Raw genomic sequence first — 11848 nt, 5'->3', positions numbered from 1 at the left:
ACAAATTACTGGATTTGAAAGGCAAGCCCAAAGGCTGCTGCTATCATCAACATGCCGGCAATGATCAAAAATACACCTATGCCAGCTGCCGTCCGCACCAGTTGATTGAGGGATTCGATCAGTCCGGAAGCATTCCCAATCAGACCGGCAACTTCTTCAGCAATCCCCTTTTGAGCCAGTCGGGCGGTTTGTTCTGCGATTCGCTTGATTTCTCCACCCAGCACCCGGCTGACCAGCACAATCACGCCAATCAACCACATGATGACACCCAAGCATAAGGCCACCCCAGCCGTGGTCAGCAAAAAGTCGTTTCTGGTCATTTCGAAAATCATCATACCCTTCCTCCCATAGATCTCTGCTGGAAGGATATGATGCAAGAAATGTGCCAGAAACTGCTTCCTAACCGTTCAGATGGGCTATATCCGCCGGTAAGTCCGGTAAATCAATTGCCCGACCCTCACAAAAGAGCATGGCACGCTCAATGGCATGGCTTAATTCGCGAATATTTCCCGGCCAATCATACTCCATCAGAGCCTGCATTGCCCGTGGAGTAATATCGTCCACATTTACCCCCAGTTTGGCTTTGTATTGCCGGATGAAGAAGCCCACCAGTTCAGGAATATCCATCTTTCTTTCGCGGAGGGGCGGCAGGTGCAAGTCCACCACCTTCAGGCGGTAATATAAATCCTGCCGGAAACTGCCTTCTTGTATCATCTCTTTCAAGTTGCGATTGGAAGCTGCCAGCACTTGAACATCCACTTGAATTAAGTTCGTTCCGCCTACCCGCCGAAACGCATGTTCCTCAATCGCTCTCAGCAACTTGGCCTGAATATCCAACGGCATAGAGGAAATCTCATCCAGAAACAGGATGCCGCCATCGGCTACTTCCATTAAACCGTTTTTACGCCGTTCCGCGCTGGTAAATGCACCTGCCTCGTAGCCGAACAATTCCGATTCAAGTACGGTGGGTTGAATTGCTGCGCAATTAATCGCAATAAACGGCTTGTTCGAACGCGGCCCTGTGCTGTGGATGAACCGGGCAAGCACTTCTTTCCCTGAGCCGGTTTCGCCAGTAATCAATACTGAGACCTGAGCCTGCGCGGCTTTCTGCGCCTGACTGAGCAACGATTCCATGGAATGGGTTTTACCCACTACAAAGGAAATACTTTGTTTCTGGCTTTGCCGTAAATGAGCCAGTTCCCTCCGCATTTGCACGATTTCGCAAGCTCTCAAAATAGAATTTTCCAATTGGGTCAATTGAATCGGTTTGGTCAAAAAGTCATGGGCGCCATTCTTCATGGCGTCCACTGCCATTTCTATATCGCCATGAGCAGTGATGATGATCATCGGTGGCCGATAAGGCATATTTTGCATTTCATACAACAAACTCGGCCCGTAGCCGTCAGGCAGTGAGACATCCAGAAGAACCACATCCCCGTTGCCACGCTGCAGGCATGTACGAGCATCACTGAGAGTCGGCACACCAATTACTTCATAACCCAGCGGGGTTAAGTAATCTGAGATGTTTTTTCTGAGATTGGCTTCATCATCAACTACAAGGATGGTTATGGACATAATCAGGATTCCTCGCTGGCAGGTAGAAAGATACGGAATACAGTTCCGCCCGGGTAACTATTGAATGTAATGCTCCCTCGATGGGCAGTAACGATCCTTTTTGTGATAGACAGGCCCAAGCCAGTACCGCTGGCTTTGGTTGTCACAAAAGGCTCAAAGATCCTTTCTCGAATATCATCCGGGATTCCTGGCCCGTTATCTGACACCGCAATTTCCAAATGCGGGTGCGGAGATACCAGCGTTGAAAGGCTGACTTTCACGCTTAAGACCCCGCCATTCTCTCTCATGGCATCAATCGCATTACTGATGAGATTGTTGAAAACCTGATCAAGTGCCCGCCAATCGCCTTTTACAGGTGGTAGTTTTTCCGCCGATTGAAACACATGGTGTACGTTCAATCTTTCCATACGCGGCCGCCAGCGCTCCAGAATGCGATTCAGCAATTGGGGGACGTCCACCATTTCTTGCTTGGGTTCATAAGGCTTGGCATAGGTTTTCAGTGCTTCCATCTGGTGGTGCAAGCGTTCACAATCATTCTCCATACGGCTAACCAGTTCCTGTAAAGAATTTTCGCTGGCTAGCCGGCGGGAAAGAATTTGTAAGCCGGTAGAAATATTGTTGATTGGGTTGAGAACTTCATGGGCAAAAACACCCATAAACTCGCCGAGAAATGCGCGTTGTTCCAACTGGCGGGATTGCGCCAGAATTTGCTCATGCTCGCTGATATCCCGTACCAGAAGGACTACTCCAGACAGATCGCCATAGTGCTGGATCGGTAAAATTTTCACATCTGCTGCAAAGGTTTGCCCGTTTCGGCGGTGTAAAGTGATGTTTTCCAGCAGGGACGAAGTCTTCGTTGTCATCACATTGGCAAGCGCTGGCAGAAAGCGATCAGGGGTGATCAAAATATTTTCAATCCGCTCCCCCCGAACCTCATTCCGCGTATAACCGAATAATAATTCTGCAGCGGGATTGATTTCGATAATCACCGAGTCCGGGTCAACAACCACAACCCCTTCTTGAACTTCTTCATAAACCGCCCCATACAACTGAAGTTGAAACTCCCTCCGCGCTGCTTCTCTTCTAATGTTTTCTTCCAGAACAGAACGGCTGATGACTTGAGAAACATAAACCGCCAGCACTTCAATGGTCTCTAATAATAAAGGTGGTGGCTGAGATTCCATACCTCCCACAACAAGCAAACCTTCCAAGGCATTTTCTCTACCGATGGCAACACTGGCAACATAAGTGACACCCGCAATCCTTGCTGAACGATGTAAATGAGTGGTCATCCGCTTCCCCGGAGTCCACAACACGGGCAACGACAGGCGGATCAAATCGCTGGACGGCAAGGTATCGGGGAATAATGTCAACTCTTCGAGACTGATCAGCTTGCGCAATTCGGGAAAATCGGCGCTGGCGTGGTAAATACAGATCAGATTGGTTTCAAAAAGTCCCTTTAACACATCCAGCAAATGCTGAACGGTCTCCATCCATTCTCCAGACGAATTCTCCACAAACCGTGGAATCATCTGAAATGTGGTTAATAGTCGCTTTTGCCAGTTGCCGCTCAGATATTGCAAAGTCATTTGGGAAATAACCCTCAATACGACGTAGCCGGTTTGTTGATCCAACACACCTTTGCGAATTTCTACCGGGATGCTCAAGCGATTACGGGTTCTCAACAATCCCGTAGTGCTATCCTCTTTCAAGATTTCTTCGAGGCTGGGATTTTCCAATAAATTCTCTAAATTTTCATTTATGACTTCCTGCTGGGAATAAGCAGAAAGCACCAAAAATGCGCTGTTCGCCAGAAGGACTCGGTTGCCCTCTGGATCATACACCAGCGCCGGTTCTGCAATCAATTCCAGTAAATTTTGAATGGCTGAATAGGGTTCAATCTTATTAATTTTGTTACCAAATAACGCCTGAATCGGACGACTGATTACATCTCTCATATCTAAACCTGATTAACTCTGCGTAAGTGGGCGGGGAGGATACCCTCCATTGCCCGATATTTTGCCACCGTTCGCCGGGCAACTTCATAACCTTGTTGGGCGAGCAAACGCGCCAGTTGAGAATCACTGAGAGGATTTTTTTCCCTTGAGATAATCTCCCGCAATGCCGTCCGCACATTCAGACTGCGGTCAAAGAAATTCGCTAGGGGAATGATTTTCTTGTTGGGCAATTGAACTGTTTTGTTAGAAACCGCCCGCGAAATGGTCGACTCATGAACACCCAGCTCCTCCGCCAGAGAAGCGCGGGTCAACGGTTTAATATAGCGGTCACCGCGCAAGATGAAATCTCGTTGAATACTGACCACCCGCTGCATTAAGCGCTGCATGGTAAAGTTCCTCTGCTGTAAGCATTTGACAAATAATGCTGCCCGTTCCAGATCATTTTTCATTCCAATCCGGGTTTCTTCACTGGCAATCCGCGCCGCTTGCCGAAATAGAGGGTTGACCCTCAGATATCCGCGTATCGGCAAGATAATTTCAACCACCAGGGGGTTTTCTGGAGAATTATTCAGGTAACTGATGATGATATCCGGATGGTAATAGACTTCTCCCGCTTTCGGTGAGGGGTTTCTCACATCCCCCCAATGGGCTCGCGCCGGAAAAGGATTCAGGTTTTCACCAATGAAACGCACCGTCTCCTGAACTTGATGATAAGAAACATTCAATTTGCGGGCAATTTCCGCGTATTGACGGTGGGTGAGCAAATCCATCGCCTCAGCAATGATGTGCCGGGCTAACTCAGGAGTAGGCTTGGTTTCATTTAGGACATCCAGTTGAACCAGCAAAGCTTCCTGTGGATTGGCCGACCCCACCCCAACAGGTTCGGCGCGCTGGATGAGTTGCTTAATACGCAGCACTTTTGAAAGCGGGACATGAAAATACTGGGCAATTTCAACCGGTGCAATGGTCAAGAACCCGTCCTCATCCAGATGAGTCAGGAAAAAGGCGGCAATCCGTCGTTCTTCTCCCTCCAGCTCAACCGCAATTTGACGCAAAATGAAGACGGGCAACTCTTCCACAATGGGTGAAACAGGTTCATCGGGGATCAAATCCGCACTCGAGCCACCGGAAGAGTAAAAATCCTCACGTGGCGAAACAAAAACAACTGGTTCTTCCGCCTGCATACTGACCGGGCGGCTGCACACCGGACATTCACCATGCCCCGGCAGCACCCGATGACAGGTCGGACAGCGGCGTTCTTCTACCAGCTCCAGGGCGGGGTTGGTCAACTCCTGTTGAATTTGCTGATATAACTCTCCCACCGTCTGGTTCAGGAGGGTCATGGTCTGGGTTAAATGAGCGGTAGTTACCGTGCGGATACTGGGACTCTGGATTTGAAACATGTTTTCAACCTGCTCCCTCAAAAAAGTATACTGATCATCAGCAAATGGTGCAAGTTTTATGCCAGGGCAATTTACCCCAAGCGTGGTAGAATTTGCTTTGGGAAACGGAAAATGAAGCAAATTACCGTGATTGGTGGCGGTTTGGCTGGCAGTGAAGCAGCCTGGCAGGCAGCCGAGTTGGGCTGTGAGGTATTTCTATACGAAATGCGCCCGGAAATTCAAACTGGTGCGCATGTCAGCGGCCTCCTTGCTGAACTGGTTTGCTCCAACTCACTCGGCTCTTCCTTAATTGACCGCGCTTCCGGCTTGCTCAAAGAAGAAATCCGCCGTTTTGGGTCTTTGCTGCTTCAATGTGCCGAAGCCACTGCCTTACCTGCCGGTGGTGCGTTAGCCGTTGATCGTGAGGCTTTTTCCAAAATGGTCACCGAACGGATCGCCAATCATTCCCGTATTCATCTCATCCGCCAGGAAGTCAAAGACATTCCCGATGGCATTGTCATTGTTGCCAGCGGCCCACTCACCTCACCTGCACTGGCAGAGGCGATTCAAAACCTCAGTGGAGAAAACCGCCTTTATTTTTACGACGCAATTGCCCCAATTGTGCATGTAGACTCAATTGACTTCTCGATTGCTTTCAAAGCCTCGCGCTACGGAATTGGCGAGGACCAGGAGGGGGATTATATCAATTGCCCCATGTCTCGCGATGAGTATTTCGCATTTGTTCAGGCGTTGCGCAACGCTCAACGCATTGCACTGCGTGAGTTCGAAAAGGAAATTGAAGCAGGCGTTCGCGCCGGAATGGATCACTTCTTCGAGGGGTGTCTGCCGGTCGAAATTCTTGCTCAACGGGGTGATCTGGCCCTGGCGTATGGTCCGATGCGCCCGGTGGGTTTGAAAGACCCGCGTACCGGTAAACGCCCCTTTGCTGTTGTTCAACTGCGCCAGGATAATCTGGCCGGTACGCTTTACAATCTGGTCGGATTCCAAACCAATCTGACTTTCCCTGAACAAAAACGGGTATTCCGTATGATTCCCGGTTTGCAAAACGCCGAATTTGTCCGCTACGGTCAAATGCACCGCAATACTTTTATTGCATCGCCGCTTCTACTTCAACCTTCTCTACAGGCTCGTCAACGGGAAACCCTTTTATTTGCTGGCCAAATTACGGGTGTAGAGGGTTATATGGGGAATATCGCGACCGGATTGCTGGCTGGTATCAATGCTGCCAGACTGGCAAAAGGTCAGCCAACGTTGATCATGCCGCAGACGACCATGCTGGGTGCGTTGTGTCATTATGTCACCCACGCTTCGATGAAAGACTTCCAGCCGATGAAAGCGAATTTTGGTATCCTCCCCGAACTGCCAGAACCGGTCAAAGGTAAACGGGCGCGCGCTCAAGCGCATGTTGAACGTTCACTGCGGGATCTGGGAACCTTTTTTAAAGAATGGGGATTAAAACAGTAATAACCCCATGAAGAGATCTCCCCTCTACTCCCTTGCTCTGTTCATCATTTTATTGCTCACCGGTTTGCTGATCAGCAACCGATTTGGTGGCAGTCCTTCTTCTACCCTTTACCGTTTTGACAAAACCCGTGCATTCCGAGATGTGGAAGTGCAGTTGTCGTTTGGAGAACGAACCCCCGGCAGCCAGGCTCACCACCAGACCATTGAGTACATCCTTGAACAAACCCAAAAGGCAGGCTGGCGGGTGGAATTACACCAAACTCAGCGCATGGGACATCCAATTACCAATGTGGTTGCCAAGCGGTCAAATCCACAGGGAAAAACCATCATCCTTGGCGCACACTATGATTCGCGCTTTTTCAGTGATCAAGACCCCGATCCTGCACAACACAATCAACCCGTCCCCGGTGCAAACGATGGGGCTTCGGGTGTGGCTGTTTTGCTTGAACTGGCTCGCAGTCTGCCACCGGATTTACCTGTTGAAATCTGGCTGGTTTTTTTCGATGCCGAAGATCAGGGTAATATCCCCGGTTGGGATTGGATTTTGGGTTCTCGCGCATTTGTTGAGGAGGTTTCCATCAACCCCACTGCTGTTGTGATTTTAGATATGATCGGGGATGCTGATTTGAACATCTATCTCGAAAGAAATTCCAACCCGCAGCTGGCCGGTCAAATTTGGGATAGTGCCCAAAAATTGGGGTTTGAAAAGCACTTCATCCCACAGTATAAATACAGCATACTCGATGATCACACTCCTTTTTTAGAAAGAGGATTTGCAGCGGTGGATGTGATTGATTTTGATTATCCCTATTGGCACACTCGTCAGGATACCCTCGATAAAGTATCTGCAGAAAGCCTCGGCATCGTTGGAGAAACAATTTATCACTGGTTAACCACATCCGAATAACCCTTGGTAAAAACCTCAAAAATAGCATAAACTTAACCCAATGAACGAATTGGAATTGTTGAGAACAATCAAACCGGTCTGGATCAATCGCGTGATCCAATCTTTGGCACGCGGGGCAGGATTGCGGGAAGACCTGCGGATTCAAGTTGAATCCTTTTTCACCAAACTTGAACAAGCCGTCGAAACCGGTGATCCGGCATGGCTGGATTCGGTGTTAACCGACTGGTCTCTTTCACTAACACTCACCGACCTGGAGGTGAGCACCAGTAGCTTGTTGAAATTCACCATCCTGCTTCAGCAAATCACCATCGAAACCTGTCAGGAAGTCCTCGATGAGTCTCAAGCATTGGGCATGGTCACTACTCTCCTGCCCATATTCAGCTATATCGTGGAAAAAAGCGCTGTGTTGGAAATGGAAGCCAAAGTAAGCCATCTCAGCGCTCAATTGGAACAGACCCGTCAGAATCTAGAAAAACTGGACAAAAGTAAATCCGATTTCATTGCTGTTGCTGCACATGAGCTGAAAACCCCACTCACCCTCATTGAAGGATACACTGCCATGCTGCGCGAAATGCTGGAGCAGCAAACCGGCTTGAATCATTACCTCACAATGGTGGATGGTATTTCCAACGGCGCACGCCGCCTGCGCACGATCATTGATGACATGATTGACGTTTCTTTGATTGATAACCGACTGCTCAGCCTCAACATTCAGCCGGTGTGGATTAACCGCCTCTTCCAGCTGCTTCAGGCTGAATTGCAACCCGCTCTTCAGGAACGCCATCAAACCTTGACCATCCACCCATTCCCCGGTTATGACGAGTTGACTTTCGGGGATCCCGAAAGACTTTTACAAGTCTTCCGCAATGTGCTGGTAAATGCGATCAAATTCACACCCGATTACGGCAAAATCATCATCAATGGGCGGAAATTACCCGGTTTTATTGAAGTAGCCATCACCGATGAAGGCATTGGCATTGATGCGGAAGATCAGCTGATCATTTTTGAAAAGTTTTCCCGCATTGGCAATGTCGCTCTCCATTCCAGCGGAAAAACAAAGTTCAAAGGCGGCGGCCCCGGTCTGGGATTACATATTGCCAAAGGAATTATTGAAGCCCATGGCGGCGCTATTTGGGTGGAATCCAACGGCTACGACGAGGAAAAATGCCCCGGTTCCACTTTTCACATCCTCGTTCCACACCATGTTGAACCACCCGACTTAAAAACCGCCCGATTATTCGCATCTTTACTTACCCCAACACACAAAACTGGAGCCTATGAATCATCAGAATAAATCCATCTTTCGCCCGGCTGATCGAATCGCTTCGTTCAAGCCCTACTTTTTTGCTAGTCTGAACCAAAAAATTACGGAACTCAAAGCCCTCGGCGTGGATGTCATCCGCCTGGACATGGGCTCTCCTGACCTGCCGCCCGCCGATTTTATCACCGAAGTGTTAATTTCCACTGCCCGCAGGTCAGATACCCATGGATACACACCCAACGGCGGTACACTGGCTTTTCGCAGAGCCATTGCAGCCTATTATGCGGATCGTTTTCAGGTTGATTTAGACCCGCAAAAAGAAACCATTGCGCTGCTTGGATCTAAAGAAGGCATCTTCAATCTCACTCAGGTCTGCATCAATCCGGGTGATATTGTGCTGGTGCCCAATCCCGGTTATCCCGTTTATCAATCCAGCACCATGATTGCCGGTGGTCAAATTTTTCCAATGCCCCTGTTGAGCGAAAATCACTTTCTGCCCGATCTGGATTCGATTCCCGAATGGGTGTTGGAAAGAGCGCGTTTGATCTGGCTAAACTACCCAAATAACCCTACCGGCGCCGTTGCACCTTTTGAATTTTTCGAAAAAGCAGTTGCGTTTGCCCACAAACACCAGATTTTGATTGCTCACGATGCCCCCTATGTAGATATTTGCTTTGACGGATATAAAGCCCCCAGCATCATGCAGGTGCCGGGCGCAAAAGAAGTAGCCATCGAATTCAACTCCCTTTCCAAAACCTACAATATGGCTGGTTGGCGATTAGGGATGGCGGTTGGAAACGCGGAAGTCATCCGTTATCTGCACACTTATAAAAGCCAGGTGGATTCTTCTCACTTTGAAGCCATTTTACAGGCTGGTATCATTGCCTTGACCGGTGATCAATCCTGGCTGGAGGAACGCAACCAAATCTACCAGTACCGTAGAGATATTGCCCTGAGCGGTTTGCGGGAATCCGGTTTTAAAGTGGAAACTCCCCCGGCTGCCATTTACATTTGGGCACACCTACCGGAGGGTTATACAGACAGCACCGCTTTTTGTTCTCAATTATTAGAAGAAGCCGGTGTCAGCGTTACACCCGGGGTGGTTTACGGCAAACATGGTGAAGGATACATCCGCATATCCCTCGGCGTACCCACTGATCGCTTAAGAGAAGCCATGCATCGCATGATCGAATGGCTGAAAAAATAAGCGGAATTGACAGATCAAATGGCAAAAAAGATTGCTGAACCAACTCAAACACCGCGCGAACGCGCCATCCTCGTTGGAGTGGATTTAATCGGAGATCCCGGTCTACTCCCCCTCGAAGATTCCCTCGCCGAACTGGCTTTGCTGGCAGATACCGCAGAAGTAGAAGTCCTCGGCGAAGTAACCCAGCGACTGGATAAACCCAACCCGGATACTTTCATTGGCTCCGGCAAAGTCGAAGAGATTAAGATGCTGGTCGAGGAAACTCAAGCGGATCTGGTCATTTTTGATACCGAACTTTCGCCCCGTCATCAACGCGAATTGGAAGAACGTTTTGGCGAACAGGTACGGGTGATTGACCGAACAGCATTAATCCTGGATATTTTTGCCCGTCACGCCAGCACCCGCGAGGGCATTTTACAGGTTGAACTGGCTTACTACGAATACCGGCTGCCCCGCCTGACAAGAGTATGGACCCATCTCGCTCGACAGACCGGTGGGGGTGGTGGTCGAACAGGTTCAACCGGCGGTGTTGGCTTACGTGGCCCCGGTGAAACCCAACTGGAAGTTGATCGCCGCGAAATTCGGCGAAGGATCGCCAGGTTGAAGGAAGAATTGGAAAAAGTTCGCGCCCATCGCCAGCGGTATCGTGAACAGCGCCGCCGCTCCAATATTCCCATCGTAGCATTGGTGGGTTACACCAATGCCGGTAAGTCCACCCTGTTGAACAGCCTGGCCAGGGCGGAAGTATATGTCGCCGATCAATTATTCGCCACTCTCGATCCGACCACACGCCGCGTTGAATTACCCGCCGGTCATACGGTTCTTTTCACCGATACGGTTGGTTTTATTCAAAAATTACCCACCCAATTAATTGCCGCCTTTCGAGCAACGCTCGAAGAAATTACCGAAGCTGATCTTCTGGTGCATGTGCTGGATGTAACGCATCCAAATGCCTGGGAGCAGTGGAAAGCCGTCCAGCAGACACTCCTGGATATCGGCTGCGAGAATATCCCCACCATAACCGCTTTAAACAAAGTAGATCGCATCTCCGATACCGAAGCAATTCGCAAAGCATTGGGTCAATTCACCAGTTCTGTGGCCATTTCCGCAAAAACCGGCGAAGGTCTTCCCAATCTGCTGCGCGAAGTGGAAAACATCCTCTTTGAAAACTTCGCTCCTGTAACCGTTTACATCCCCTACCGTGAAGGTCAGTTAATCGCCCAATTCCACGAATTCGGTAAAGTGGAGGAAAGTCAACCTTTTGGAGAATACATCAAAATCAAAGGTTCGTTGCCCGGACGTTTATTGAACGCTTACCGCCCATACCTGAAACGCCCCACCCCTGCGAAAAGCGAGGTTTGAACAAGAGTATGCTGGGTAATTTCTCGCATTTTCTGGATAAAGTTTCTTCCTTTCTGGCAAACCGCAAGGGATTGTTACCTTTGGCAGGGTTGATTTTGATATTACTCAACTTCATCTTGCAATTTTTCTTAAGCGGTTGGCTGATTGAGAGTAATTTATTTTTACATCTCGGACTGATTCTGGCAATCATCGGGTTTATGCTGGCCTGGGCGCTCTGAGCACCACAAAAAGGCTGCCCGAATCGAGCAGCCTTTTTAAACTTCAGCCATCAAGTTTTAAATTACTTCTTTTTCTCGGCTTTTTCCATACTGATAATTTCGCGGCCCTGATAATATCCGCAATTGGGGCAAACCGTATGCGGTAATCGCATTTCACCACATTGACTGCACTGTACCAGATTGGTGTTTTGCAGTGCGTCGTGAGCCCGCCGACGGTCGCGCCGGCCCTTTGAAAGTTTCCGCTTTGGAAGTGGTACCATTCCTGTTACTCCTGTTTAGCCTAGCCAGATTCCGGCAAATTTTCCAATTCAAAAAGCTGCACTATTGTACCTTCACCCATTTAGAACTGTCAAGTAAAAAATTTCAGAGAGAGTTGAAAAATCAAGCGTAATACGCCGAGCAGGCTGTTTGAGGGGTGGAAAAGCCGCACCCGATGGGGTATCCACCCTAAAATAAAGGGGCTGTGTATCTTGATTTGACCTCTTCACCTCCA

General features: G+C 49.1%; 11 protein-coding genes. 6 read left to right on the top strand and 5 right to left on the bottom strand.

The genetic code is table 11. The features are described from left to right. Positions 1–5: 5 nt before the first annotated feature. The 4 genes from AC812_RS15125 to AC812_RS15110 all read right to left on the bottom strand — a co-directional run bounded on the left by AC812_RS15125 (position 6) and on the right by AC812_RS15110 (position 4936). Positions 6–335 (bottom strand): hypothetical protein, encoded by a 330-nt coding sequence (locus AC812_RS15125; RefSeq protein ID WP_061917202.1) that lies wholly within the window; start codon positions 333–335, stop codon positions 6–8. A 64-nt stretch (positions 336–399) separates the two neighbouring features. Continuing rightward, on the bottom strand, positions 400–1575 hold the full coding sequence (locus AC812_RS15120; protein WP_061917205.1) for a sigma-54-dependent transcriptional regulator: 1176 nt from the start codon (positions 1573–1575) through the stop codon (positions 400–402). A gap of 2 nt (positions 1576–1577) precedes the next feature. Next, on the bottom strand, positions 1578–3533 hold the full coding sequence (locus tag AC812_RS15115; protein WP_061917207.1) for a two-component system sensor histidine kinase NtrB: 1956 nt from the start codon (positions 3531–3533) through the stop codon (positions 1578–1580). A gap of 2 nt (positions 3534–3535) precedes the next feature. Then, positions 3536–4936 carry an RNA polymerase factor sigma-54 gene (locus tag AC812_RS15110; RefSeq protein WP_061917209.1) on the bottom strand — a complete coding sequence of 467 codons (1401 nt, stop codon included), beginning with the start codon at positions 4934–4936 and terminating at the stop codon, positions 3536–3538. A 111-nt stretch (positions 4937–5047) separates the two neighbouring features. On the opposite strand from AC812_RS15110, the gene trmFO reads away from it, so the two are divergent. From trmFO to AC812_RS15080, 6 genes are read left to right on the top strand one after another with little or no spacing between them, the layout of a single operon-like run. Beyond that, positions 5048–6400 carry a methylenetetrahydrofolate--tRNA-(uracil(54)-C(5))-methyltransferase (FADH(2)-oxidizing) TrmFO gene (trmFO, locus tag AC812_RS15105; protein ID WP_061917235.1) on the top strand — a complete coding sequence of 451 codons (1353 nt, stop codon included), beginning with the start codon at positions 5048–5050 and terminating at the stop codon, positions 6398–6400. A gap of 7 nt (positions 6401–6407) precedes the next feature. Further along, on the top strand, positions 6408–7307 hold the full coding sequence (locus tag AC812_RS15100) for a M28 family peptidase (RefSeq protein WP_061917212.1): 900 nt from the start codon (positions 6408–6410) through the stop codon (positions 7305–7307). 40 nt (positions 7308–7347) lie between these two features. Continuing rightward, positions 7348–8601: a sensor histidine kinase gene (locus tag AC812_RS15095; protein WP_061917214.1), complete on the top strand. Its 1254-nt coding sequence runs from the start codon at positions 7348–7350 to the stop codon at positions 8599–8601. After that, complete coding sequence (locus AC812_RS15090; RefSeq protein WP_061917217.1) at positions 8585–9775, top strand: LL-diaminopimelate aminotransferase; 1191 nt, start codon at positions 8585–8587, stop codon at positions 9773–9775. Before AC812_RS15095 ends, AC812_RS15090 begins: the two co-directional genes overlap by 17 nt. Before the next feature lie 18 nt (positions 9776–9793). Next, on the top strand, positions 9794–11137 hold the full coding sequence (gene hflX, locus AC812_RS15085) for a GTPase HflX (protein WP_061917220.1): 1344 nt from the start codon (positions 9794–9796) through the stop codon (positions 11135–11137). A gap of 8 nt (positions 11138–11145) precedes the next feature. Continuing rightward, positions 11146–11355 (top strand): hypothetical protein, encoded by a 210-nt coding sequence (locus tag AC812_RS15080; protein ID WP_061917225.1) that lies wholly within the window; start codon positions 11146–11148, stop codon positions 11353–11355. A gap of 62 nt (positions 11356–11417) precedes the next feature. Here AC812_RS15080 and rpmF read toward each other — a convergent pair whose 3' ends face one another. Further along, entirely contained in the window at positions 11418–11615 is a 198-nt protein-coding gene (rpmF, locus tag AC812_RS15075) for a 50S ribosomal protein L32 (protein WP_061917227.1), read from the bottom strand. Between the last annotated feature and the right edge of the window lie 233 nt (positions 11616–11848).

Source organism: Bellilinea caldifistulae (assembly GCF_001306055.1).
GTDB classification, from domain to species: domain Bacteria; phylum Chloroflexota; class Anaerolineae; order Anaerolineales; family Anaerolineaceae; genus Bellilinea; species Bellilinea caldifistulae.
The sequence above is the reverse complement of the archived record's forward strand: the minus strand, read 5'-3'. Positions and strand labels throughout refer to the sequence as shown.